The following is a 26,251-nucleotide window of genomic DNA, read 5'->3' on the forward strand; positions in this document are numbered from 1 at the left end:
TAGGAAAAAAGTCCGAAAGTCTTTAGTCCATAGTCCCAAGTTGATTTTGACTTAAGACTACAGACTCGCGACTTTGGACTGAACTACTGAATATCGCCGTAAGCTTTCAAGATATCTTTCACCAATTTATGTCTCACCACATCCTCTCCACTTAAATAAATAATATCAATTCCTTTAATACCTTCTAAAATCCTCAAGCCATTGAATAAACCCGACATTTGTTTTTTAGGTAAATCGATCTGTGTAACATCACCGGTAACAATAAATTTAGCTGTTGGTCCCATCCGGGTTAAAAACATCTTTAACTGCATATCGGTGGCATTTTGTGCCTCATCTAAAATCACAAAACAATTATCTAAGGTACGTCCACGCATAAAAGCCAAAGGCGCAATTTCTATTGTACGGTTTTCGATATAGAATTTCAATTTCTCTGCCGGAATCATATCATCCAAAGCATCGTATAGCGGGCGTAAATATGGATCGATTTTCTCCTTTAAATCACCTGGTAAGAAACCGAGGTTCTCTCCTGCCTCAACTGCAGGTCTGGTTAAAATAATCCGTTTAATTTCTTTATTTTTCAATGCTCTTACAGCTAAAGCTACAGCTGTATAGGTTTTTCCGGTACCGGCTGGACCAATGGCAAATAGAATATCATTTTTAGCAATACTATTCACCATTTTGCGCTGATTTGCCGTTCTGGCTTTTACCAGCAGACCGTTCGTACCAAAAACAATTACCTCCCCACCACCACCTGTTGGTTGTTCTGCATCTTTTTTTGCAACACCAGAAGCCTTTGCCCCCAGTATGGTTTCTACATCATTATTGCTTAGCGAGCTATATTTTTCAAGGTGTGCAATCAGTTGGTTAAACTTTTCCTCGAAAGCCTTAAGTTCCTGTTCATCACCGAGAACCTTAACATCGCTACCTCTCGCCACCAGCTTTAACTTCGCGAAAGCACCTTTAATCATTTCGTAATTCTCATTGTTTGCCCCCCAAAAGTGAGCAGGATTTACGCTATCCAGGGTTAATTTTAATTCGTTCAAACTGTAGTATTTTAAAAAGTTATCGGGGTATATTAATTAAAATTTGAATATTTGCAGACGCTTAGGCCTGTACACAAGAATAAGCAATAATAATGAATTTTTAATGGGGATAATTACTTTAACAACAGATTTAGGTTCAAAAGATTTTTACCAGAGTGCCCTTAAAGGTAGTCTGTTGAGTCTTATGCCTAATGTTAATTTAGTTGATATCACCCATGATGTGCCATCATTCAACATTTCCTACGCGGCCTTCGTTTTAAAAAACGCTTATCCTTACTTTCCAAAGAATACCGTACACTTAATTGGTATTGACTCTGTATACAGCGAGAACACAAAATACATTGCTGTAAAGCATCGCGATCACTTCTTTGTAGGGGCTGATAATGGCATCTTCTCCCTGCTTTTTGATGATGTTCCTGAAGATGTGGTGGAGCTGAATATTATGCAGGATCTGAAATATCTGCACTTTCCCTTGGTTGATATTTTTGTTAAGGCGGCAACACACCTGGCCAAAGGTGGCAAACTGAAAGATATTGGTTTACCTGTAGCGGGGATTGAACAAAAGATGCTTTTGCACCCTGTAATTGAACGGGATATGATTCGCGGCAGTGTGGTTTATATTGACACTTTTTGCAATGTAATTACCAATATTACCAAAGACCTTTTTACCAAAATACAGAAAAACAGGGAATTTACCTTATATTTTAGAAAGAGTGAAACCATTACGCAACTAAGCTGGCATTACAACGAAGTGCAGGAAGGCGAAAAACTTTGCCTCTTTGGAATTAGTAACCATTTAGAGATTGCCATAAATAAAGGCAAAGCAAGTGGTTTGTTAGGCTTACATCTTGGTGATATTGTAAGGGTCGAATTTCATTCTTAGAAAGCTGAAAGACTAAAGCGAAAAGATTAAGGAGGAAACTTAAAGCAAGGGGCTTAAAATATAATTCATCGTGATTTCAAGCTGAGCACAGCGAAGAGCAGAGAACCAAGTAAGTGCTAAGCAAAGCTAAATATACTTCAGGGACTTATTTCCAAATCAATATCTCAGTTTCGTAGCACTCAAGTCGAGATGATGAATATTTTTGGTGTTTTGCATTACCAATAAACAAATGACTAGTGAACGATTGTACTAATCAAAAACAACTTCTATCCTTTTTGCGTTTATAGCACATGAAGAAATATGTTTTCCTGTTCTCAGTTATCTTGTTCAGCTTTAAAGCTTTTGCCCAACAGGATTCTGCTGCTTATGCAGCACAACGGGTTAAAGTAAATGCTTTGCTTCAAGAACGAAGTGCAAAATTTGGTCAATATGATGAAAGTTTAACGCAGCGTTCGGGTATTTTTGGCTGGCAAACGAAGAAAGACATTAAAAATTCGAATGAAATTCTCCGTCAAGTGGTATTGACAGATAATAATATTTTTAAGGAGCTGAAAATTTTAATGGATTATAAAGATCTGCAAAATCAGCAGAAAGTAGCTGTTGCAGATCATTCTCAAGAGCGGATTGAAGCTTATATGGCCACCATTAAAAAATTACAAGATCAGAATGCACAGTTGAAAGAATATTTAGAGAGAAAGAATAAAGGTAGTCTATCAACTTACATTATTGCATTTTTGATTTTGATAATGGCCGGTGGATTTTATTTCTTCAATAAAAAATTGCGGAGTTATGAAAAAAGGACTATTTAAAATCCTAGCGAAGGTAAACAAGGTGGTTTTGCCAAGTTTATATAAAAAGGATCCCAATAAGCTGACTACCTTTCAGAAAGCGATTTTAGGCTATCGTTACTGGGTTACAACAAATGCGTTAGATTAAAATGTAAAGACCAATCAATCGATTGGTCTTACACTAAATTCGTCATGCTGATCCGATAGCTATCAGATTTATTTTACGCGTAGAGGTAATGTTTTCAATTGCCTTGTAGCTACTTCCTGGTCAGCATCTATCTGCAGTAGAAGCCCCTGAAACAAGTTCAGGGTAACAACATTATTTTATTTTTTAAAATGCTCAATAATCAATGTAGCGAGTTCAGTACCAATACGTTCCTGAGCTTCATTCGTAGAAGCACCGATGTGTGGTGTTAATGAAATTTTTGGATGGGTTAAAATTTCAGCTAATGGTGTAGGTTCATTATCAAAAACATCTAAACCAGCAAAAGAAACCTGCCCAGAATTTAGTGCTTCAATTAAAGCCGGCTCATCAATTGTTCCACCGCGAGAACAGTTTACAATACCAACACCTTTTTTCATTTTAGCAAATTCTTCAGCACCCAAAATAGGCTTTTCAGCAAATGGCGTGTGTAAGCTCAAGAAATCACTTCCGGTAATTACTTCTTCTAAGGAAACGGTTTTAATCGGAATACTTACTGATTTTCCACCTTGAAATGCTAAAGTGACTTCTGATTCTGAAGGATATAAATCGTAAGCCAAAACATTCATTCCCAAGCCTAAAGCCACTTTTGCTGTCGCACGGCCGATACGTCCAAAACCAATAATACCGATAGTTTTACCGCTTAGCTCAGTTCCTTTAGCATAAGCTTTTTTAAGATTATTAAACTGGGTGGCACCTTCAACAGGCATTTTACGGTTGGCATCCTGTAAAAATCTGATACCGGTAAATAAGTGCGAGAATACTAATTCAGCAACTGACAGTGAGGAAGCAGCTGGCGTATTTACAACTGCAACACCTTGACTACGTGCATATTCTACATCAATATTATCCATACCAACGCCACCTCTACCAATTAATTTAATATTGGGTACAGCATCAATCAGTTCTTTTCTAACTTTTGTGGCACTACGAACGGTAATGGCATCATAGTTTTTTAAAGCTTCAGCTAATTGATCTTGGGCAATAGTTTCGGTATCTACCTGAAAACCTGCTTTTTCTAATAATTCTTTTCCGATCGGATCAATTCCGTCGTTTGCTAATATTTTAATCATGGTATGTATGATTGCACAGATTAAAACGATTACACCGATTAATAATCACAGTAATCTTCTGTGGTGATAATTTAAATTAATTTGCTTTTGCCTGTTTTTCTTCGAATGATTGCATAGCATCAATCAAAGCATGTACACTTGTAATTGGTAAAGCATTGTACATTGATGCACGGAAACCTCCAACACTTCTGTGCCCTTTAATGCCCACAATCCCCTGCTCTTCAGCAAATTTCAAAAATGGTTTTTCCCACTCCGGATTTTCCATTACAAAACAGATATTCATTCTAGAACGGTCTTCAACAGCGCAAGTTCCTTTAAACAAAGGATTACGATCAATTTCCCTGTAAAGTGCTTCAGCTTTTTGTTTGTTTTCTTTTTCAATTTCAGCAACACCACCCTTAGATTTTAACCAACGAAGATTTAATAAAGCCACGTATATAGAGAAAACCGGAGGAGTATTATACATTGAATCATTGTCAATATGTGATTGATAATTCAACATCGACGGGATTTTACGGTCGATTTTCCCTAATATCTCATTCTTTACTATAGCGATAGTTAAACCAGCCGGACCTACGTTTTTTTGAGCACCTGCATAAATTAGGTCGAATTTAGAGACATCGATTACGCGGCTCATAATATCAGAAGACATATCGCAAACAACCGGAATGTTTGTTTGAGGTACTTCGAAAAGCTCAGTTCCGTAAATTGTATTGTTTGAGGTATAATGGAAATAAGCACTATCAGCAGGGATTTCAAAATCCTTTGGAATGAAAGTGTAATTTGCATCTTTAGATGATGCAACTACATTTACATTACCGATAAATTTAGCTTCTTTCAAGGCTTTGGTTGCCCAAACACCAGTATCTAAATAACTTGCTGTTTGTCCATCGCCCAATAAATTCATTGGCACCATGGCAAATTGTAAACTTGCACCACCTTGTAAAAATAAAACGGAATAACCCGACGGCACATTTAATAATTCTTTCACCAACTTACCAGCTTCAGCAACAACTGCCTCAAATTCGGTTGTTCTGTGCGAAATTTCTAAAATTGATAATCCATCGTTAAAATCTAAAACAGCCTGAGCTGCTTGTTTAAACACTTCTTGAGGTAAAATACAAGGACCTGCGCCAAAATTATGCTTCATGTTATTATATAATGTTTTATGGGCGTAAATGTAAAATTTTTAAAGCAGTTATACCCACAAAATCGTCACCTAAAAAATTAAATTTTGTTAAAAAAAAGCTATAAAATGATTGATTTATTGCAGTTTTTACAATTAAACGAATTAATCTAACATTCAATATTTAGGTTATCAGTAAAAGTTGTATCCGGATTAAATCTTGAAAATCCTTTCGCCTTGGCTAATTCTTCAACTTCACAATCAACTTCAGGTTAAACTGCCTACCTGTTAAATAATTCGGAACCGCGTATTGAACATTATCTACATCTTTTAGCCACAGATAAGAAACCGTATTATTAATATTCAGCATATTAAAAACCTCGAAAAACAGAATTACAGCATTAAAATTTCTATCCAGGAATTTTGGTTTATGCATGGCTGCATCATCTAAAAAGTCTTTCGAAAAACCTATATCCACCCGCTTGTACGATGGAATATAAAACTTATCTAAATATCTTGGTGTTTGTGAAGGACCGATTGGCAACCGCGAGCCATAAAGTGCATTCAGGTGAACTTTATAAGTTGGGCTATTCAAGAGCCTATCCTGAAAAAATATAGAAAAATTTAGGCGTTGATCTGTAGGCCGTTTTAAATAACCAGGATAAATTGTCGTTCCATTCTGAACATAACTATCACCTAAAATATCTTCATTGGCGTGCATCACCGACATTCTGAAATAAGACACCAGATCTTTAACAAATTCGCCGCCGATACTAAAATCAGCACCGTAAACGTAACCACGCGACGCTTCGTTAGCCAGGTATTTAATTCTGAGATTATCAATTTTGTAGGGAATTAATCGGTCTGAATATTTAAAATAAAACTCTGATGTAAACTTTAATCGGGTTCCAAAACCATCGAAAGCATAATCATAACCTATAGAAGTGTTATAAGAACGCTGTGCCTTTTGATTTATATTTAATACCCCTGAAAAATCGCGGATAGTTCTGTAAGAAGGTGGCTGATTATAAATACCTGCAGTAAAGCGCAATATTTTATTGTTGGAGTTTGGGCGGTAAGCAATTAACATCCTCGGACTGATCAGCAATTGTTTACTTAAAGAACTATAAGTAGCTCTTGCGCCTAACTGTAGTTCGGCTAAACTGGAAAGCGAATAACTATCCTGAATATAAGTGCTATAATTTTTAATATCAAGGTTATTCTTAACATTAATAACATCCTGTAAAGTAATATTTTTCGAATTATTGGGCAAAATATATCCTGCAGAATCGATATAGCTATATTCATTCAACTGATCTCTGTACTTAGACTGGTCGAATTTCAGTCCCCATGAAAAAACATGATTGTTAAAATTCTGGTCGACTTTTATTTCTGAAGAAAAAACCTGGGTATTTAAACTATTTCGTCCATAATTATAATAACTCCCTAGTCCCCTGCTTTTGCTGATTTGTCCAAAATTTTCGCCGTAAAAATTCTTATCTACCTCTGCAAAAATGTAGCTTCCGTTAATATCGAAACGCTCCCGTTCAATGGTATTGAAATAGCTATTAATAAATTTAACTACCAAATTTGGCTTAGGAGAATAAGCAACAGTAATGGCACTGCCAAAAGTCTGATAATCATCTATTTCCTGCCCTGTATAGTCAACATCTAATTTATATGTAGTGCTTAAGGTACCAAACTGGGTTTCGCGATTGGTAGGTACCAACTTAAACTGACCAATATTAAAATTGCTTAAAAAGCTGATGTTAAATTTAGGCGAGAAATTGTACTGGTAAAGCACTTGTGCATCGGCATAATTAGGACTGTAGCTTCCTTTCTCATCCTGCTTAATTAAAACACTTGTATTATTTTTGTATCGCAAACCTGCAAGTAAAAAACTGTTCTTAAATACTCTTTTTGTGCTTAATGAAGTGTTTAAAAAACTGGTACTCAATATCGTTTGATTACTATCTGGCTGATCGTACCTGATATCTAAAACCGATGAAAGTTTATCGCCATATTTTGCTTCAAAGCCACCGGCAGAGAATTTTGCTTTGCTCACCAGATCTGAATTGATGAAACTTAAGCCCTCCTGCTGTCCATTGCGGATCAATACAGGCCGGTTAATTTCTACATCATTAATATAAATCAGATTTTCATCAAAATTACCTCCCCTAACGCTATACTGAGCGCTTAATTCGTTATTGGTAGATACCCCCGGCAAGGTTTTAAGCATGGTTTCGAAATTACCAGAAACCAATGGCATAGCGGAAACATCGCCAATGTTGATGGTAGTGGCATTACTTAACTGATTCTGTTTATTGGCGATATTAACCTGTTCTAATTCGTTTATGTTCGCCATTAAGGTTATCTGTCTGGTAATCCGCGATCCTGAGCGCGCACTAAACTCAACTGTTTGAGGCTGGTAGCCCAAGAGCGAGTATTTGATACTAAACGTTTTTGATTTGGAGTAAATGGTATATACCCCAAATTCATCGGTAACTGTAGATTGCGCTTGTCCTAAAACAGTTAAGGTAACCTGTGCTAAGGGCAACTTTTCATCACTATAAACTATTCCTGATACCCTAACTAAAGGCTGAGCGACAGCAAAACCGCAACCAGCAATTAAAAGGAAAAGGATTAGCCTAAATTTGAGCATTTTTAGTAGCGAGATGTAAAAGTATCAAGATAAAAGTATTGAGTATCAAGATGATTACAACTCTACCCCCCTATCATTGGAACAATTTAGCAATAAACAATTAAATGCTTATAGTACTGGTTAACTCTTGTTTCATCTTAGCAATCGTTTCGGTTGGATTATCCGTTGCAAAAATTGCATTTCCGGCCACGAAGGCATTAGCACCTGCTGCCATTAATGTAGCAATATTCTGTAAGCCCACGCCACCATCAACCTCAATAATTAAGTTTTCGTTTACCCCCTGAATCATGACTTTTAAATCCTTTATTTTCTTGTAGGTATTGTGAATAAATGCCTGCCCACCGAAACCTGGATTAACGGACATAACGAGTACCAGATCAAGATCTTCAATCACATCCTGCAGCAAAGTTACCGGTGTATGTGGATTTAAGGCTACACCCGCTTTACAACCAGATGCTTTAATTAACTGGATCGTTCTGTGCAGGTGTGTACAGGCCTCATAATGCACCGTAATTCTATCTGCACCTGCCTTGGCAAAATCCTCAATGTATTTATCGGGCTCTACAATCATCAAATGTACATCCAATGGTTTAATGGCATGTTTTTTTACAGCAGCCATTACTGGAAAACCAAAAGAGATATTTGGAACGAAAACACCATCCATCACGTCAACGTGGAACCAGTCGGCCTCACTTTGATTAATCATTTCAATATCGCGCTGTAAGTTGCCAAAATCGGCAGAAAGTATGGATGGGGCTATAATGTATTTCATTTAATTATCTTTTAGTCTTTTAAATTTAAAATTCCGCTATTGGTTTTTAAAGCAAAGTTTATCAATGGCCATCACCCTGAATTCATTTCAGGGTCCTAATAGCAGGAAAGATGCTGACCACGAAGTAGCTACGAGGCAATTGAAAACATTACCTCTACTCGTAAAATAAATCCGATAGCTATCGGATCAGCATAACGCTATGAGGCAAGTTACAAAAGAACTCTGAAAGTTTTTAGCCAGAAGATTAAGTTAGTTAGCACAAAGAAAAAAAATAAAAATTCTAGGCATCAATTTAATGCTTTGAAGTAACTGGGTTTATTAAAAAATAGCTAACTTAATAGCAACTAAATCATATACTTATGAAAACAAAACATTTAATTTTTGCTGGTTTCGCGATTTTTATCATGAGCATCGCTTTTGGTTTTACCATCCACAAGCCTAAAACACCTCCAAAATTCGGCACTTCTAAAAAAGCGCTACACCCACCCGGACCAGGATTTCTGATCACCGCAATGGCAGGCAGTGATTATGGCGATTATCACTGTGCAGAAGTTGTTTCTGTTTTTGTAGCTAATTCAACTAATAAAATTATAACCGGTACATCAATTTTTACGAATTCACATTTAACAACTCCATGGCCTGATGGAATCATAACAAATATTACAACAGGTAAATCTTACTTTGTTGTTAATGGCATTATTAAGGGCACAGCAATTCCTTGTTAAGGAATACACACCTAACAAAAAGCCCTTTCAGTGTAAAACTGAAAGGGCTTTATTATTTGTGCGTCACTCTGAATTTATTTCAGCGTCTACCAAACAGATGCTGAATCAGGTTCAGCATGATGTATCGATTATTATGCTTGTGGCGCTGCTGGTTTTTCTGGTCTTGGTAATAAAACTTTACGAGAAAGTTTCATTTTACCTTGTTTATCGATATCTAACAACTTAACCTCGATTTTATCACCTTCTTTCAATACACCATCCATGGTTTCTAAACGTTCCCATGAAATTTCAGAGATGTGTAATAAACCATCTTTACCTGGCATAACCTCAACAAATGCACCAAACGGCATAATTGATTTTACTTTACCCTGATAAATTTCACCAATTTCAGGTTTAGCTACAATATTACGGATACGCGTAACTGCTGCATCAATTGCTGCTTTATTATCAGCAAATACTTCTACAATACCTTTACCATCAACTTCTTCGATAGAGATTGAAGCACCGGTTTCGCGTTGCATTTCTTGTATAATTTTACCTCCAGGGCCGATAATTGCACCAATAAATTCTTTATCAATAGTTAAAGAAACAATACGCGGAGCATGTGGTTTATAATCTTCGTTAGGTGCTACGATGGTTTTTTTCATCTCGTTTAAGATGTGTAAACGACCTTCTTTAGCCTGTAACAAAGCTTTGGTTAATACTTCGTAAGATAAACCATTGATTTTTAAGTCCATTTGACAAGCAACAATACCACGTTCGGTACCGGTTACTTTAAAGTCCATATCACCTAAATGATCTTCATCACCTAAAATATCAGAAAGAATAGCATATTTACCAGTTTTCTCATCAGTAATTAAACCCATTGCAATACCGGAAACCGGAGCTTTGATTTTAATACCTGCATCCATAAGTGCTAATGTACCTGCACAAACAGTTGCCATTGATGATGAACCGTTAGATTCTAAAATATCAGAAACGATACGGATGGTATAAGGATTTGCTTCACCTTGAGGCAATACTTTTTTCAACGAACGTTGTGCTAAAGCACCGTGGCCAATTTCGCGACGGCCAGCGCCTCTGTTTGGTCTAACTTCACCAGTTGAGAAACCAGGGAAATTATAGTGCAATAAGAATTTGTTGTAACCATTAAAGAAAGCACCATCAATCATTTGCTCATCATCTTTGCTACCTAAAGTAACCGATGTTAACGATTGAGTTTCGCCACGAGTAAATACAGCTGAACCGTGAGCAGCAGGTAAATAACCAACTTCACTCCAGATTGGGCGGATTTCTGTAGTCTTACGGCCATCTAAACGAATACCTTCATCTAGTAATAAATTTCTAATGGCATCATACTGAACATCATGGTAATAATGTTTAGCCATTGCTTTGGTTAAATCGGCAGTATCTTCTGGCATAGCCTCGAAGAATTCGTTGATGATTGCTGTAAAACCTTCTTTACGAACATCTTTATTACCACCAGCTTTAGCTACTGCATAAACTTTATCGTAAGTATCGGCATAAACTTTCGCTTTTAAATCAGCATCGTGATCTTCGTGGCTGTATTCGCGTTTAACCGTTTTGCCGGTAGCTTCAGTTAATTCAACCTGAATGGCACATTGAACTTTAATTGCATCATGTGCGAATTTTAAAGCTTCAACCATTTCGTCTTCCTGAATTTCATCGCACTCACCTTCAACCATGCCTATATCGTTGGCCGAACCAGCAACCATGAACTCTAAAGTTGCGCGTTCTAATTCGCTGGCTTTAGGATTGATAATTAATTTACCATCAATTTTAGCAACACGTACTTCAGAAATCGGGCCATTAAAAGGAATATCAGAAACTGATAATGCAGCAGATGCTGCTAAACCTGCCAAACAATCCGGCATAATATCTTTATCAGCAGAAATTAAAGAAATCATCACCTGTGTATCAGAGTGATAATCACTTGGGAACATTGGGCGTAAAGCTCTATCCACTAAACGTGAAATCAATACCTCATAATCAGATAATCTTGCCTCACGACGTAAAAAGCCTCCCGGAATACGGCCTGTAGCCGCGTATTTTTCCTGATAATCAACCGATAATGGTAAAAAATCAGTACCTGGTTTGGCACCAACAGTAGATACAACTGTTGCCAGCAACATGGTATCGCCCATTTTCACTACAACCGAACCATCAGCTTGTTTAGCCAGTTTACCAGTTTCAATTTCTACAATTCTGCCATCGCCCAAATCGAACGATTTTTTTATTACATTCATTTAATTAGAATTATGGTGTGTTTTCCTCTTTCTACACACCGTTGTTTATATATGTTTTTGTTTTTGCAAACGAAGATAGGATTAAAAAAGCCTATCATAACAAATCCCGTTAAAAAAATTAACAGGAAAGTAAAAAGCCACTCCCTTAAGAATGGCTTTCGCTGATAAAATTCGCTTATTTTTGTTTAATGATATCACGAAGCGATAAAGCTTTGATGATAGCACGGTAGCGCTCAATATCTTTTTTGTATAGGTAAGCCAAAATACCGCGGCGTTTACCTACCAATTTTTGAAGTGACAACTGAGTAGAAAAATCTTTACGATTTTTCTTTAAGTGTTCTGTTAAGTGCGCAATACGGTATGTAAATAACGCTACTTGACCTTCTGCAGAACCCGTATTGGTTTCTACTTCGCCGTGTTGTTTAAAGATTTCGGCTTTCTTTTCTGGACTTAAATACATTTCTTGAATAATATTAAAGCAATAAAAATTAATTAATTGTGGCGCAAAGATAAGGCTAATTTTATTTATTAGCAAGTGTTTACTAGATGATGAATAAAAGTTTCTCTCGGCGGACTAAATCAAAAGACATAATGCAATTATATGGCAGGCTTACGGATTATAAGCCCTTTGCCTTGCGGAGATTTTAATGGCTTACCACCGTTCATGGTAACTGAAATGTAATTAAGCTGTATAACGTTAAAAAAACGCTGCTCGGGGGTACGGCTCAAATAAATAGCATCACGTTCCGCAACGATTGATTCGCGTGGAATATTAATATCATATAATTTGAGTTTTCCCATTTTCATATCAAAAATAGGAAAAATCGGCAACTAATACATTAATTTTTTTCCGCATTAAGCAAGTAATACCTTACAATCAAGCTTTATTTATACTTTTGCTGCAAACGTTTAACCTTGGAAAAAAATCAATACAGCATATTTGAAAGCGAATTACGTGTCCGTCCGGATGATATAGATATGTTTAACCATGTGCATAATAGCAAATACTTAGATTATGTACTGGCGGCCCGTTACGAGCAGATGGAAAGGTTTTACGGCATGCCCTGGGAACATTTTACCAAACAGGGTTTAGGCTGGGTGGTAAGCCACGTGGATATCAATTTCAAACGCCCGTTATTAATGAACGATTTAATGTTGATCAGGACAGGCATTTTAGCCATGAACGATAAAGGCTGCTCGGTACAATTCGAGATTATTAATCAGAAAACTGGTAAGATAGCATCAGATGGTATTTTTGATTACGTGCTTATCGACTTAAATACAGGCAGAGGAACAAAAGTTAGCGAAGAAATGATTAAAGCTTATAGTATATAAGAAAAATTGCCATGAAGAGATAAACCATTGATTAATAATCTATTAAAAAAAATTATCTAAAAAAAATCAGTCATCAAATTTGACGTTTAGATTTTTTCTTTATCTTTGATTTATCAAAAAGACCAGAGCCATGATAGTATCTGCAATCCGTTTGAGGTTCTAAGCAACCGAGGATTCCCTCCTGTTTTAATTTAGGTATGTGCGCTCAATAGCGTTCATTGGTTTATAAATCATTATATATTATATGTCACAGTCTACAAAGGCACAGGGCAAACTATCATCTTTTTTTGATATCCTGGTACAGTCTTTAAAAGGTCATGAAGTTGACTTAACTTCAATCAGTATTAAACGCGCTATTATTTTATTAGCCATTCCGATGATGCTGGAAATGGCCATGGAATCGGTTTTTGCCCTGGTCGATTTATACTTTGTTGGCCACCTGGAAAATAGTAGTCATGCCATACAAACCGTTGGTTTAACAGAATCGGTATTAACTATTATTTATTCCTTAGCCATTGGCTTGAGTATGGCCGCTACGGCTGTGGTTGCGCGGAGAATTGGTGAGAAAAACCCGGAAGCGGCATCAAAAGCTGGCATGCAGACCATTGTAATAGCTGTTTTTATAAATATTATCATCAGCATCCTGGGCTTAATTTATGCAAAAGATATCCTGTTGCTCATGGGCGCTTCAATAGAAACAGCAAATCAAGGCGTTACATTCGTTCGCATTATGATGGGCGGAAGTGTCATTATTGTCCTGCTATTCTTAATTAACGGAATTTTTCGTGGCGCTGGTAATGCAGCAATCGCCATGCGGAGTTTGTGGATCGCCAACATTGCCAACATCATCCTCTGCCCTATTTTGATCAATGGTTTAGGTCCGATACCGGCTTTCGGTTTAACAGGTGCTGCAATTGCAACTACCATTGGCCGAGGTTTGGGCGTTATCTATCAGGTGTACAATTTATTCAGTGGCAAAAATGCTTTAAAAATACAGATCAGTCACTTTATTCCAGATTGGGAACAGATTAAAGCCATTACAAAAATTGCTGCTCCAGCTATCTTTCAGTTTGTGATTGCCAGCTGTAGCTGGGTATTTCTGGCCGAACTGGTGGCTACCACAGGTGGCGATACCGGCTCGGCAGGTTATCAAACCGCGCTACGCCTCATGATGTTTTTTATGTTACCAGCTTGGGGCCTAAGCAATGCAGCGGCTACTTTGGTTGGACAAAATTTAGGTGCAGGTCATATAGATCGTGCAGAAAAATCGGTATTCCAGACCTTGAAATACATTATTATTTTTATGGCAGTGGTAAGTGTATTGTTCTTAACCTGCGGACATTTATTCGCTGCATTCTTTACTTCAGATGAAAAAGTAATCGCCATTGCAACTCAGGCTTTAAAAATTCTAAGCATTGGTTTTGTAATTTATGGAGCCGCCATGGTATTCAATAGTGCATTTAACGGTGCCGGAGATACCTGGACGCCCACCAAAATTAATATTTTTGCCTTTTGGCTCTTCCAGATCCCATTGGCATACTTTTTAGCGAAATATTTAGAAATGGGTCCAACAGGTGTTTTTATTGCCATCCCAACAGCGGAAGCAGGTATTGCAATAGCAGCATTTATTTTGTTTAAAAAAGGAAAATGGAAAAAAACGAAGGTTTAGTTTTTATTTGCCACGCAAACATGGATTTATACCGAATTGATTTATAAACATTTAGCGAACTAACGTTCCGTGATTTTGTATTTCTGCAGCAAAAATAGTTTAGGTGATTAGAAAGAAACCATTAAAAAGAACTGATGCTTTGAGGTAAATAAACCTGATTAAAGTGGAAATACTTTTTGTTCATTTATAGCAGTAGATTGCCGCGTCGTTCTTCCTCGCAATGACGGAAATTTTGAACACAACGCAATGACAAAAAGATTGCAACGGAAAACAGACTGTATTAACCGATAAACTACTGCTTTTACTCTTCAAAACAATATAAATTCAGCCTCTGTAGCATTCCATTTTCCCTCTTATATTTTCCATTAAAAAACATATCTTTGCGCAAAGATGAAGCATATACGTAATTTTTGCATTATTGCACATATTGACCATGGTAAAAGTACTTTGGCTGATAGGTTATTAGAATATACAGCGACAATTTCGCAGCGTGAAGCGCAGGCGCAATTGCTCGATAACATGGATTTAGAGCGTGAGAGAGGCATAACGATTAAAAGTCATGCCATACAAATGAACTATAAAGTTGGTGATATTGAATACAATTTCAACCTGATTGATACACCCGGACACGTGGATTTCTCCTATGAGGTTTCACGTTCTATCGCAGCCTGTGAAGGTGCATTATTAATTGTAGATGCTTCGCAAGGTATTCAGGCTCAGACTATTTCAAATTTATATTTGGCTTTAGAGCACGATCTTGAAATTATCCCGATTTTAAATAAAATGGATTTACCTGGGGCCATGCCTGAGGAAGTTAAAGACCAGATTATTGATTTGATCGGTTGTAAACGTGAAGATATTATTCCAGCTTCGGGCAAAACAGGATTGGGTATTCCTGATATTATCCAGGCTATTGTTGATCGTGTGCCAGCTCCGGTTGGCGATCCAGAAGCACCATTACAAGCTTTAATTTTCGACTCCGTTTTTAACTCATTCAGAGGGATTATCGCTTATTACAAAGTGGTTAACGGTGAAATTAAAAAAGGCGATAAAGTAAAATTTATTAACACCGGTAAAGAATATTTAGCTGATGAAGTTGGGATTCTTAAACTGGATATGGCCCCACGCAGTGTGGTTAAAACCGGTGATGTAGGCTATATTATTTCCGGAATTAAGGAAGCGCGTGAGGTAAAAGTTGGTGATACCATAACAACCGTTAGCAGGCCAGCAGATGGTGCCATTCAAGGTTTTGAAGAGGTTAAACCAATGGTTTTCGCCGGTATTTATCCTGTTGATACAGATGATTTTGAAGAACTACGCGAAGCAATGCATAAATTGCAGCTCAATGATGCTTCGATTGTGTTCGAACCGGAAAGTTCTGCTGCTTTAGGCTTTGGTTTCCGTTGTGGTTTCCTGGGCATGTTGCACATGGAGATTATTCAGGAGCGTTTAGAACGCGAATTCGACATGACGGTAATTACAACCGTACCTAACGTTTCGTACATTGCGCATACCACCAAAGGTGTCGAAATTACAGTGAATAACCCATCTGATTTACCAGATCCAAGCAAATTGGATTCTGTTGAGGAGCCTTTTATCAAAGCAAATATTATTACCAAAGCAGAATTTGTTGGTCCGGTAATGTCGCTTTGTATTCAAAAACGCGGAATTATTGTTAATCAATCCTATTTAACATCTGATCGTGTTGAATTGGTTTTTGAAATGCCAATGGGCGAAATCGTATTTGATTTTTACGATAAATTAAAAACGATTTCTAAAGGTTATGCCTCATTCGATTATCATCAGGTTGGTTATCGTAAATCGGATTTGGTTCGTTTAGATATGTTAATCAATGATGAACCTGTTGATGCATTATCTTCATTGATCCATAGAAGCAACGCTTACGATTTCGGCAAGAAAATTTGCGAGAAATTAAGAGAATTGATCCCCCGTCAACAATTTGAAATCAAGATACAGGCATCCATTGGAGCAAAAGTTATTGCCCGCGAAACATTGAGCGCTTTACGTAAAGATGTAACTGCGAAATGTTATGGGGGTGATATTTCACGTAAGCGTAAGTTATTGGAAAAGCAGAAAAAAGGTAAAAAACGCATGCGCCAGGTGGGTAACGTAGAAATCCCTCAATCTGCATTTATGGCAGTTTTGAAATTAGATTAAATTAGATTTGAGATGTTAGATTTGAGACGTGAGATGATATTCTAGCCTCAAATCTAATATCTGGTATCTCACATCTCATAAAAATGAAATTATTAGACGGTAAATACGTATCAGAAAAAGTTAAAGTTCAGATTGCTGAAGAGGCAACTGAGTTTTTGAATAAAACAGGACGCAAACCGCACCTTGTAGCCATTCTAGTTGGTAACGATGGTGGCAGCGAAACCTATGTAGCCAGTAAGATGAAAAACTGTGAAAAGGTTGGTTTTAAATCTTCCCTACACCGTTACGACAATTCGGTTACCGAAGCTGAATTATTGGCTAAAATTGAAGAAATTAATCAAGATGCTGACGTAGATGGATTAATTGTACAATTGCCTTTACCTAAACACATCGATCCTGAAAAAGTAACCGAAAAAATCGATTATCGTAAAGATGTAGATGGTTTCCATCCGGTAAATTTAGGTAGAATGATGCGTAACCTACCTTGCTTTATCCCTGCTACACCTTATGGTATTTTGTTAATGTTACAAGAATACAATATCGATACGACAGGAAAACACTGCGTAGTTGTAGGTCGCAGTAACATTGTAGGCAGCCCGATGAGTATTTTGATGGCCCGTAATGCCAATCCTGGTAACTGTACGGTAACGCTTACCCACTCGCGCACCAAAGATTTGAAAGAACAGGTTTTACAGGCTGATATTGTGATTGCGGCAATTGGTAAAAAGAACTTTGTTACTGCCGATATGGTAAAACCTGGTGCAATTATTATCGATGTAGGCATTAACAGGGAAAACTCTACCGAAACCAAATCAGGTTTTAAGTTATATGGTGATGTAGATTTTGAAAATGTTGCACCAATATCATCATACATTACTCCTGTACCTGGCGGTGTAGGCTTAATGACCATTGTTGGGTTATTGAAAAATACGCTGGCCTCAGCGAGGAAAGAAATTTATTCCTAGTTAAAAGCTAAAGACTAAAGCGAAAAACAAATTGCGATAGATATAAAAATCGGCTCCAATATTTGAGCCGGTTTTTTTTACGTGTAATATTTTTAATCCTTACGTACAATTATTATATTTGATTAAAATTTAATCAGATGGACACCAAGTTAACTTTAAGTTTTAATCAGGATGTTGTAGCAAGGGCAAAAAAATATGCCGCTGAAAATAATATCAGCTTGTCACGATTAATAGAGCATCTTTTAACTCAGGTAACTGCTAAAGAATACAAATCTTTAGAAGATTTTCCGATTTCAGATTGGGTGAGCATGGTTGCTGAGGGTGAAGTAGAATACAAAAAAACGCCGAGGGCAACCCGTAAAAATTCAAAAGATGAATTTTTTTCTTCTAAAAAGTAATTGATGAAGATATTTCTAGATGCCAATATTTTAGTTTCAGTGTTAAATAAAGAATACCCACTTTATACCTTACTCATCAAGAATTTTAAGTTTAGCAGCTCATCCTAAATTTGAAATATATACTTCTCCACTTTGTCTGGCTATAGCATTTTATTTTGCTGAGAAAAAACATAAAGCACAGTTAGCCAAACAAAAAATCGATTTGCTTTGCCAATATCTTAAAATTGCTGGCAATTCATCAAAAGGTGTATTGGATACGTTATCGAATAAGAAAATACACGACTTTGAAGACGGCCTGGAATATTACGCTGCGCAATCCGTTGATTGTAAATGTATCATCACAGAAGATGTGGAAGATTTTTATTTTTCTGAAATTGAAGTTTTAAACTGTCAGGATTTTTTTAAAAGACATCTGCTTAATTAACATTAGCCATAATGTATAGCGCATCATCCGTTAGTTGTCCATGGGTCTGTCATCCTGAGGGATAATTTATTTTATAAAATCAATATAAATGACAGTAGTATTTAATAAAATAAACCTCCCATAGGGATAATGGTCATTGCAAAAAGGCTTTTCCAGCCGACAAAGCTATCTCTAATGCAAGGATCATTAGCGTGAAAGATTGCTTCGTCGTTCCTACTCGCATCTGATAGCTAACTACCCCAAAGTTTACTCCACCAACTTTCTTCGAAACCAATATAAAGACCATCTTCTCTTAATTCTGTTGGGTAGATTCTAACGTAATCGCCCTGCCCTTCTGCTCCCCTTCCAGTTTCGAGGCTGTATTCGTAGCGATGGATTGGGCATACCAGGTTTCCGTTTTTACACCAGCCACCACTAAAATGGCCACCCGCATGCGGACAATGAGATTGGGTAGCGATAATTTTATCGTCATTATTGATCACGCAAAGTTGTTTCCCTGCAACCTCGACAGTCTTAATCGTATCTAGGCGAGGTATCTGGTTAATATTTAGCGCCTTAAACCACTTCATTATGCTAAAATACAGCAAATAAATATCACTCGTATTTCATCTTTCTATTAAATTTCAAAAGAGCGCAGCATCACCATATTTTTTTAGGATATTTGCAACCTCAAAAATGAAACAAGCAATACCAGAAGACGGCACATTACTTCCTTTAATGGAAGAATTTTACACCATACAAGGCGAAGGATTTAACACCGGTAAAGCGGCTTATTTTATACGTTTAGGGGGCTGCGACGTAGGTTGCCATTGGTGTGATGTTAAAGAAAGCTGGGATGCCGAGATGCATCCGCTCACTACTTCGGATGTTATTGTAGAAAATGCCGATCAATTTCCCGGCAAAGCTGTTGTAATCACTGGTGGCGAGCCCTTAATTTATAATCTGGATTACTTAACCAAAAAGTTAAAGGAAAGGGGAATTCTTACCTTTATCGAAACATCAGGTGCCTACCCCCTTTCAGGTAACTGGGATTGGATTTGCCTATCGCCCAAAAAGTTTAAAGCGCCAAGACCAGACATTACACCTTTTGCCAACGAGCTAAAAGTAATTGTCTTTAATAAAAGTGATTTTAAATGGGCTGAGGAATATGCAGCAATGGTATCTCCCAACTGCAAACTATATCTTCAGCCAGAATGGTCCAAATCAAAAGAAATTACACCATTAATTATTGAGTATGTAATGGCCAACCCTAAATGGGAGATTTCTTTGCAAACACACAAATTTTTAAATATTCCTTAAATTAGTTTACATTAGCTTTGTTACCAAATGTTAATGTAATGAAACTTTGTTTAATCCTCTTCTTTAGCATACTGAGTATTTATTGTTTTGGACAAAGTTCTGCGAATAAAAAAGCGCAGGTTTACTTTGAAAAAGCAGGGCCACTTATTGATAAATTTGATTATGCTGCCGCCGAGCAAGTTTTAAAGAGTGCGGTAGAAGCAGATCCCCTATTTCAGAATGCCTACATCGCACTCGCTGGAGTTTATAAAGCTCAAAAAAAATATCAGGATGCCAGAATGGTTTATGAAAGAGCCATATTGATCAATAAAGTGGTGGCTCCCGAAGTAATTTACAGCCTTGCAGAAACTGTATTTGCTACGCAGGATTATTTAAAAGCAAAGCAACATTTTACAGATTTTTTGACACTCGATTCGTCATCTGAAAAAGCAAGAAAAGCAAAAAAATACCTTTTGGATTGCGATTTTGCAACCATTGCAATAAAAAAGCCTGTAAAATATAGTCCAACAAATTTAGGCGAAGGCGTAAATACAGTTGATGCCGAATACTTCCCTGCAATAACTGCTGATGGCGAAACTTTAATTTTTACCCGACAGGTAAATGGCAATGAAGACTTTTGGACCGCTCAGTTTAAAAATAATACCTGGAGTACGGCCACACCATTATCAAGTAAAATAAATACCACGAGATATAACGAAGGCGCACAAACCATTTCTCCTGATGGAAAGTACCTGTTTTTTACAGGATGTAACCGGCCCGATGGTTTAGGGAGGTGTGATATTTATGTATCTCATCGTGAGGGAAAAGATTGGGGTGAACCCTATAATGTGGGTCAGCCTGTTAATTCTGAGTTCTGGGAATCGCAGCCCGCCATAAGCCCTGATGGGCGGACATTATATTTTATCAGCAACAGACCAGGCGGATTTGGCGGTTACGATATATGGAAAAGTACCATTACGGATGATGCCAAATGGGGACCCGCCATTAATCTTGGACCTGAGATCAACACCGCTTTCGATGAAAATACGCCTTATCTACACGCAGACGGCAAAACATTGTACTTTTCTTCTAATGGCTGGCCAGGTTTTGGGAATAAAGATATTTATTTTAGCAGACAGGGAAATGATGGCAAATGGCAAAAATCAATTAACATTGGCTATCCGATCAATTCTTTTGAAGATGAAAGCGGTTTAGTAGTAAGTGCCGATGGAAATTTAGGACTATTTTCTTCAAATTTAAAAGGTGGTTATGGGATGCAGGATATTTACAGTTTTGGTATTCCGGAAACAGCTAAGCCCTTAAAGGTTTCTTATGTAAAAGGAATTGTAAGAGATCGGGACACCAAAGAAACGATTGAAAGTAATGTGCAGGTAATAGATTTGAAAACCAATAAGACTGTTTTTGATGATTATACCGATCCCGAAACAGGTGAATTTTTAGCAGTAATGCCCATTGGAGGTAATTACCTTTTTAATGTAAATGCCGAAGGTTATCTATTTTACTCTGAAAACTTCGAACTCAAAAGCGGCGATATCACCAAACCTTACCAGATTGAGGTTTACATCGAAAAAATAAAACAAGGTGGAAATGTAACTTTAAAAAATATTTTCTTCGACACCAATAAGTTTAACCTTTTGCCAGCTTCTATCCGGGAATTGGATCTGTTGATCGATTTTTTGCATCAAAATGAAAACGTACAGATTGAAATTCAAGGACATACGGATAATGTTGGCGATGATAAATTAAATGAAAAATTGTCTTTCAATCGGGCGAATGCCGTTTACGAATACCTGGTTAAAAACAGTATTGATGCAAAAAGGCTTACTTTTAAGGGCTTCGGGGCCAGTAAACCTATTGCTGATAATAAAACGGAAACCGGAAGAAAGAATAACAGAAGAACTTCTTTTGTGATTACGAAAATATAGTTTTTTCTGTGCCCTCTTTATTCTTAACTTTTTACAGCATAATACTCCATGTTATAAAGTCGCTGAAATAATAGACCTACGGTTATTTCGGTCAAGTCTCTTGTTTCAATTTGCAGTTCTATACTGTACTAAAACTATTTTTTTAATATAACTCCTTACAAACAAGCCATTAACAAAATAATTTTCAAAAAGCTCAACCAATTTATACTTTTATAATATGGATAATGTAAAACCCCTACCCGACTTATCAGCAGAAGAACAACGTGTTTTGGGCTCATTAATAGAAAAAAGCCGCACCACACCCGATTATTACCCAATGACTTTAAACAGTTTAATGGCTGCATGTAACCAAAAAAGTTCAAGAAATCCTGTTGTAAATTATGATGAGGAAACGATAACTTTAACGCTAAACCAACTTAAAATAAAGGGTTTAATATCCACAGCTACAGGAGGATCTAGCCGTGCAACTAAATACAAACATAATTTAGCCATTGTTTATCCATTACTACCTTCTGAGTTGGCAATCATCTGCCTTTTGCTTTTACGCGGACCATTAACACCTGGAGAAATCAATAGCAATTCAGGAAGGTTATATGAATTTGAAAGTATAGAAGAGGTTTTAGCGCAACTTCAAAAACTTTCGGATGAAGAACCAGCTTTTGTAAAACAATTGGCTAAGAAAGCTGGTCAGAAGGAAGCCCGTTTTGTTCATCTTCTGGGCGAACAGGCTGAAACCGCAACCGAGCTTGAAACATATACAGCACCTCAAACTGATACCACTGAATTGGAAAATCGCATTGAAAAGCTGGAATTGGAAGTGGAAGAACTTAAAGAGCTGGTGAATTTGTTGATGGATAAGTAGGTTAGCTAGTTCATTGGTCATTAGTTCAATGGTTTTCTATCCATAGCTTTAACTAAAGTGCTTGTCAGTCTGAGCATAGTCGAAGACCCTTAAAAATTAATTTTCTGCACTTCTATGTTTTCGCGACAAAAAACTATTGTAACAAAAAATTAGGCCTCAGCGCGATGCTAAGACCAGTAGTTTTTTGTCATTCTGAGGAATAATTTATGGTATAAAAATCAATATGCTTGACAGATAAATTTTAATTAGGTATAACTCTCGAGAGATCGTCATTCACAACTTGATTGGGAATCTTAATATAAGCGCTTTAAGATTAGCTACGCTGAGCACTTCGTGGTTCCCGCATACGCGAGAATGACGACTGCAAAGTGGATTCTGTCAATGGTAATGCAACGAAGAATCTTTTCTTTACCATAGTGGCTACAAAGAATTATTGCCGGTAACCTTTATATTATTAAAAGATTCTTTACTGCGTTCAGAATGACAGCACAGGAATTTAGAGGAAAAAACGAATAAATTACAGCCATAAAAAAGTGCCTGGCGATTAACCAGGCACTTAATAATCTCCAGAAAAATTGGAAGTTATAGAACTAATTAAGCTTCGTACTTTTTAAAAATAGTACTCGCGGTATGACCACCGAAACCAAATGTGTTGTTTAATACATAATTGATTTCCTTTTTAATCGGCTCACCCAAAACAATATTTAATCCCTTTGGAATATTTTCGTCCAGATTTTTGGTGTTAATGGTAGGTGGAATTATATTATCCCTGATCGAAAGAATACTGATTACACTTTCAATTGCGCCTGCAGCACCCAATAAATGACCAGTCATTGATTTGGTTGCCCCAATGATTACAGGTAAACCATTAAAAACAGTATTGATACCCTGCAATTCACTCAAATCGCCCAATCCGGTTGAAGTAGCATGTGCATTAATGTAATCAATTTTATCCGCACTAATTCCGGCATCTTTCAATGCCTTTGTCATCCCTAAAGCAGCTCCAATCCCATCCGGAGGCGTTCCGGTAAGATGATAAGCATCTGCAGCCATCCCTCCTCCAACAATTTCAGCATAAATATGCGCACCACGCTGTAAAGCATGATCCAGTTCTTCCAAAACCAGAGCGCCTGCCCCTTCACTCATGACGAAACCATCTCTATCTTTATCAAAAGGTTTAGATGCACCTTGAGGATCGCCGTTATTTTTTGATAAAGCTTGCGCAGCGTTAAATCCGCCAACAGATGATTTGGTAAGCGCTGCTTCAGAACCACCGGCAATCATCACGTTTGCTTTACCTAAACGGATCGTATCAAAAGCATTCACTATAGCGGTGTTGGACGATGCACAGGCCGAAACCGTACAATAATTTGGTCCTCGCAATTTATGACGAATAGAAATGGCCCCGGCAGCAATATCAACAATCATTTTAGGGATAAAATAAGGGTTAAATCTTGGCGTGCCATCACCGGCATGAAATTCTTCTAATTGTGCTTCGAAAGTACCTATGCCACCGTTTCCGGTTGCCCAGATTACGCCAACTTCTGCCAATTGACTATCATTCATGCTAATGAAATCCAATCCCGCATCTTTTATTGCCTGATCACTCGAAGCAATAGCATACTGCGTAAAAAGGTCGTATTTTTTAATCTCCTTTTTCTCCAGGTATTCTTCCGGATTAAAATCCTTTACTTCACCTGCAAATTGCGTTTTAAATTTACTCGAATCAAATTTTGTAATGGGGCCAATGCCGCTTTTTCCAGCTAATATCTGTTGCCAAAATAGTTCAACAGTATTGCCAAGCGGGGTTATCGCACCTAAACCGGTTACTACTACTCTTTTCATTTTATTGTTTTTTAGTCACCTCCCCTGGATAAAATCAACCGTTAATTATCCAAAAGGTATTTTAATATAGCTGGAACAGCTATAATGCCCCTATCGTTTCATTAAGATTGAGTAAACCCAGGATTTATACTTAATGGCGCGAAAGTAACAATTACTATATTGAAAACTGTCATCTAAATGGAAACAACAATTTCTTTTGCTTTCCAGCTATATCATTTTATTGCTCAACAGCATCGATCCAGGCTTTTCTATTGGCATTCATTACATTTAAAGCATCAACTGGCGACTGCCTAAAGAGTTCGTAGATCTTAGCCGTATCGCCCACCCTGATCTCATATTCATCATTGGCCAAGGCAGTTAAGAGCTCATCGGCCACAACAGAAGGTTTAATCCCGTTATGGCCACCAATTTCTTTTGAAAATTCAGTATCAACCAATGGAGGCATTAATTCGAAAACCTTAACAGTTGTTTCTTCTAAACTTAACCTTAAAGAAGTGCTGTATGAATGTAATGCTGCTTTACTGGCTGCATAAGTTGGCAAAGTAATCCCTGGCACATACGCTACTATAGATGAAACGTTTACGATGGCTGAAGCTTCCTGTTGTTTTAACACAGGTAACAATTTTTGATTAATCCTGATGATCGATAAATAATTGGTTAGCATTTCATCCGCTGCATGAGCAAAAGCATCCTGGTTTGGATCGGCTAAATTATAAAGCAATGCTCTTCCAGCGTTGTTGATTACCATGTTCAATTGAGGAAATTCTGATCTAATTTTTTCTACCAGAAGATCTATATCATCAGCCTTACTCACATCAGAGAGAACGGTGGTTACATTATTTAATGATGAAGCTGCTGCATATAGCCTTTCCTGATTTCTACCCGTAATAATTACATGGTTATCCAAAGCGGTTAACTGTTTTGCGATTTCTAAACCGATACCAGCAGTTCCGCCGATTAATAAAACGGTATTTTTTGAAGTTTTCATTTTTATATTTTTTTTTAAATTTTAAGATTAGTAATTGCAGTTTAAAACAAATAATACCAATCGGTATATTTTGGCTCAAATTTTTTTTTAGCCGAGGCTATTCACGTATTTTTTTAAAGAATCCATAATTAAATTCCAATAAGCAGGTTTTGCAGTCAATCTTGAGATCATAATACCGCCTTCTATTATGGCAATAATGGTGAGTGCAATCTGCTCCGGGTTGTGATCTGCATTGATTTCTTTGGCAGCGATACCAGTTTCAATCAGTTCCATAATACCGTTCTTCCAACCGAGCACAGCTTTCACGGCTCGTGCTTTCAAAGCCGGGTGGGTATCGTCAGCATCAATAGCAGTATTTAAAATCGGACAACCGCCTTCTGCTACCGTACCGCTAAGAAGATTTTGATAAATATTAATGTAAACCAATAATTTACCCTTCACATCTTTTTGTCTGTTTATTTCCGCTTCTACCCTCGACACCACATTTTTTAGATTATAATCAAAAGCAGCCAATGCTACTTCATCCTTATTGGCGAAGTTGCCATAAATACTGCCCTTGGTTAAACCTGTAGCAGCAGTAATATCATTTAGAGACGTACCAGCATAACCTTTCATATTAAAAATGGGTGCTGTTTTCTCTACAATAAAATTTCTTGTTTTTTCTGCCTTGGTCATGTTCTTCTAAATCGACGATGCAAATATATACCAATCGGTATATTAAATACAATTAATTTTATCATCGTAATCTCCTTTTAATTTAAGCAATGACTCTCCTTTAATCTCATTAATTTATTTTAGGTTTGAATTTTGTAACTTTGATTT

Annotated in this window: 24 protein-coding genes; 12 read left to right on the top strand and 12 right to left on the bottom strand. The window is 37.1% G+C overall.

Annotation, left to right across the window (positions count from 1 at the left end):
* Positions 1-83: 83 nt before the first annotated feature.
* Positions 84-1,043, bottom strand: coding sequence for a PhoH family protein (locus OQX63_RS01265; protein WP_265849080.1), 960 nt, complete (start codon positions 1,041-1,043; stop codon positions 84-86).
* 103 nt (positions 1,044-1,146) lie between these two features.
* Here OQX63_RS01265 and OQX63_RS01270 point away from each other — a divergent pair, with 103 nt between their 5' ends.
* Together OQX63_RS01270 and OQX63_RS01275 are read left to right on the top strand one after the other, a co-directional pair.
* Positions 1,147-1,926 carry an SAM hydrolase/SAM-dependent halogenase family protein gene (locus tag OQX63_RS01270; RefSeq protein ID WP_265849430.1) on the top strand — a complete coding sequence of 260 codons (780 nt, stop codon included), beginning with the start codon at positions 1,147-1,149 and terminating at the stop codon, positions 1,924-1,926.
* Between the two features lie 290 nt (positions 1,927-2,216).
* Positions 2,217-2,735 (top strand): hypothetical protein, encoded by a 519-nt coding sequence (locus OQX63_RS01275; RefSeq protein WP_265849081.1) that lies wholly within the window; start codon positions 2,217-2,219, stop codon positions 2,733-2,735.
* A gap of 303 nt (positions 2,736-3,038) precedes the next feature.
* On the opposite strand, the gene OQX63_RS01280 is transcribed toward OQX63_RS01275, so the two are convergent.
* The 4 genes from OQX63_RS01280 to rpe all read right to left on the bottom strand — a co-directional run bounded on the left by OQX63_RS01280 (position 3,039) and on the right by rpe (position 8,549).
* Complete coding sequence (locus OQX63_RS01280; RefSeq protein ID WP_265849082.1) at positions 3,039-3,989, bottom strand: D-2-hydroxyacid dehydrogenase; 951 nt, start codon at positions 3,987-3,989, stop codon at positions 3,039-3,041.
* 76 nt (positions 3,990-4,065) lie between these two features.
* Positions 4,066-5,139, bottom strand: a complete 1,074-nt coding sequence (gene serC / locus OQX63_RS01285; protein ID WP_265849083.1) for a 3-phosphoserine/phosphohydroxythreonine transaminase — start codon at positions 5,137-5,139, stop codon at positions 4,066-4,068.
* 217 nt (positions 5,140-5,356) lie between these two features.
* The gene (locus tag OQX63_RS01290; protein ID WP_265849084.1) at positions 5,357-7,777 is read right to left on the bottom strand and encodes a TonB-dependent receptor; all 2,421 of its coding nucleotides are present in this window, start codon (positions 7,775-7,777) and stop codon (positions 5,357-5,359) included.
* A gap of 100 nt (positions 7,778-7,877) precedes the next feature.
* Complete coding sequence (gene rpe / locus OQX63_RS01295) at positions 7,878-8,549, bottom strand: ribulose-phosphate 3-epimerase (RefSeq protein ID WP_265849085.1); 672 nt, start codon at positions 8,547-8,549, stop codon at positions 7,878-7,880.
* A 359-nt stretch (positions 8,550-8,908) separates the two neighbouring features.
* On the opposite strand from rpe, the gene OQX63_RS01300 reads away from it, so the two are divergent.
* Positions 8,909-9,274 carry a hypothetical protein gene (locus tag OQX63_RS01300; protein WP_265849086.1) on the top strand — a complete coding sequence of 122 codons (366 nt, stop codon included), beginning with the start codon at positions 8,909-8,911 and terminating at the stop codon, positions 9,272-9,274.
* Between the two features lie 131 nt (positions 9,275-9,405).
* On the opposite strand, the gene pnp is transcribed toward OQX63_RS01300, so the two are convergent.
* The 3 genes from pnp to OQX63_RS01315 form a co-directional block, all read right to left on the bottom strand.
* Complete coding sequence (pnp, locus tag OQX63_RS01305; protein ID WP_265849087.1) at positions 9,406-11,541, bottom strand: polyribonucleotide nucleotidyltransferase; 2,136 nt, start codon at positions 11,539-11,541, stop codon at positions 9,406-9,408.
* 175 nt (positions 11,542-11,716) lie between these two features.
* The gene (rpsO, locus tag OQX63_RS01310) at positions 11,717-12,001 is read right to left on the bottom strand and encodes a 30S ribosomal protein S15 (RefSeq protein ID WP_025146265.1); all 285 of its coding nucleotides are present in this window, start codon (positions 11,999-12,001) and stop codon (positions 11,717-11,719) included.
* A gap of 137 nt (positions 12,002-12,138) precedes the next feature.
* The gene (locus OQX63_RS01315) at positions 12,139-12,342 is read right to left on the bottom strand and encodes a hypothetical protein (protein WP_265849088.1); all 204 of its coding nucleotides are present in this window, start codon (positions 12,340-12,342) and stop codon (positions 12,139-12,141) included.
* Positions 12,343-12,456: 114 nt separating this feature from the next.
* Between OQX63_RS01315 and OQX63_RS01320 the strand changes: the two genes are divergently transcribed.
* From OQX63_RS01320 to OQX63_RS23440, 6 genes are all read left to right on the top strand, one after another.
* A complete protein-coding gene (locus OQX63_RS01320) occupies positions 12,457-12,876 on the top strand; it encodes an acyl-CoA thioesterase (RefSeq protein ID WP_265849089.1) in 420 nt (139 codons plus the stop codon).
* Positions 12,877-13,120: 244 nt separating this feature from the next.
* Positions 13,121-14,545 carry an MATE family efflux transporter gene (locus OQX63_RS01325; RefSeq protein WP_265849090.1) on the top strand — a complete coding sequence of 475 codons (1,425 nt, stop codon included), beginning with the start codon at positions 13,121-13,123 and terminating at the stop codon, positions 14,543-14,545.
* 390 nt (positions 14,546-14,935) lie between these two features.
* Positions 14,936-16,723, top strand: coding sequence for a translation elongation factor 4 (gene lepA, locus OQX63_RS01330; RefSeq protein ID WP_265849091.1), 1,788 nt, complete (start codon positions 14,936-14,938; stop codon positions 16,721-16,723).
* Positions 16,724-16,806: 83 nt separating this feature from the next.
* A complete protein-coding gene (locus OQX63_RS01335) occupies positions 16,807-17,688 on the top strand; it encodes a bifunctional 5,10-methylenetetrahydrofolate dehydrogenase/5,10-methenyltetrahydrofolate cyclohydrolase (protein ID WP_265849092.1) in 882 nt (293 codons plus the stop codon).
* 137 nt (positions 17,689-17,825) lie between these two features.
* Complete coding sequence (locus tag OQX63_RS01340) at positions 17,826-18,086, top strand: DUF6364 family protein (RefSeq protein WP_265849093.1); 261 nt, start codon at positions 17,826-17,828, stop codon at positions 18,084-18,086.
* 115 nt (positions 18,087-18,201) lie between these two features.
* Complete coding sequence (locus OQX63_RS23440) at positions 18,202-18,510, top strand: hypothetical protein (protein WP_416276524.1); 309 nt, start codon at positions 18,202-18,204, stop codon at positions 18,508-18,510.
* Between the two features lie 230 nt (positions 18,511-18,740).
* Here the strand turns inward: OQX63_RS23440 and OQX63_RS01345 are convergent, their stop codons facing one another.
* On the bottom strand, positions 18,741-19,079 hold the full coding sequence (locus OQX63_RS01345; RefSeq protein WP_265849094.1) for a Rieske (2Fe-2S) protein: 339 nt from the start codon (positions 19,077-19,079) through the stop codon (positions 18,741-18,743).
* Between the two features lie 106 nt (positions 19,080-19,185).
* Here OQX63_RS01345 and OQX63_RS01350 point away from each other — a divergent pair, with 106 nt between their 5' ends.
* The 3 genes from OQX63_RS01350 (at position 19,186) to OQX63_RS01360 (ending at position 22,596) form a co-directional block, all read left to right on the top strand.
* On the top strand, positions 19,186-19,809 hold the full coding sequence (locus tag OQX63_RS01350) for a 7-carboxy-7-deazaguanine synthase QueE (protein ID WP_265849095.1): 624 nt from the start codon (positions 19,186-19,188) through the stop codon (positions 19,807-19,809).
* 38 nt (positions 19,810-19,847) lie between these two features.
* The gene (locus OQX63_RS01355; protein WP_265849096.1) at positions 19,848-21,734 is read left to right on the top strand and encodes an OmpA family protein; all 1,887 of its coding nucleotides are present in this window, start codon (positions 19,848-19,850) and stop codon (positions 21,732-21,734) included.
* 217 nt (positions 21,735-21,951) lie between these two features.
* A complete protein-coding gene (locus OQX63_RS01360) occupies positions 21,952-22,596 on the top strand; it encodes a YceH family protein (RefSeq protein ID WP_265849097.1) in 645 nt (214 codons plus the stop codon).
* Positions 22,597-23,190: 594 nt separating this feature from the next.
* Here OQX63_RS01360 and fabF read toward each other — a convergent pair.
* The 3 genes from fabF to OQX63_RS01375 all read right to left on the bottom strand — a co-directional run bounded on the left by fabF (position 23,191) and on the right by OQX63_RS01375 (position 26,104).
* Positions 23,191-24,441: a beta-ketoacyl-ACP synthase II gene (gene fabF, locus OQX63_RS01365; protein ID WP_265849098.1), complete on the bottom strand. Its 1,251-nt coding sequence runs from the start codon at positions 24,439-24,441 to the stop codon at positions 23,191-23,193.
* Positions 24,442-24,658: 217 nt separating this feature from the next.
* A complete protein-coding gene (locus OQX63_RS01370; protein ID WP_265849099.1) occupies positions 24,659-25,429 on the bottom strand; it encodes an SDR family oxidoreductase in 771 nt (256 codons plus the stop codon).
* 87 nt (positions 25,430-25,516) lie between these two features.
* On the bottom strand, positions 25,517-26,104 hold the full coding sequence (locus OQX63_RS01375) for a TetR/AcrR family transcriptional regulator (RefSeq protein WP_265849100.1): 588 nt from the start codon (positions 26,102-26,104) through the stop codon (positions 25,517-25,519).
* Positions 26,105-26,251: the final 147 nt, after the last annotated feature.

Source organism: Pedobacter sp. PF22-3 (assembly GCF_026239555.1).
Classification (GTDB): domain Bacteria; phylum Bacteroidota; class Bacteroidia; order Sphingobacteriales; family Sphingobacteriaceae; genus Pedobacter.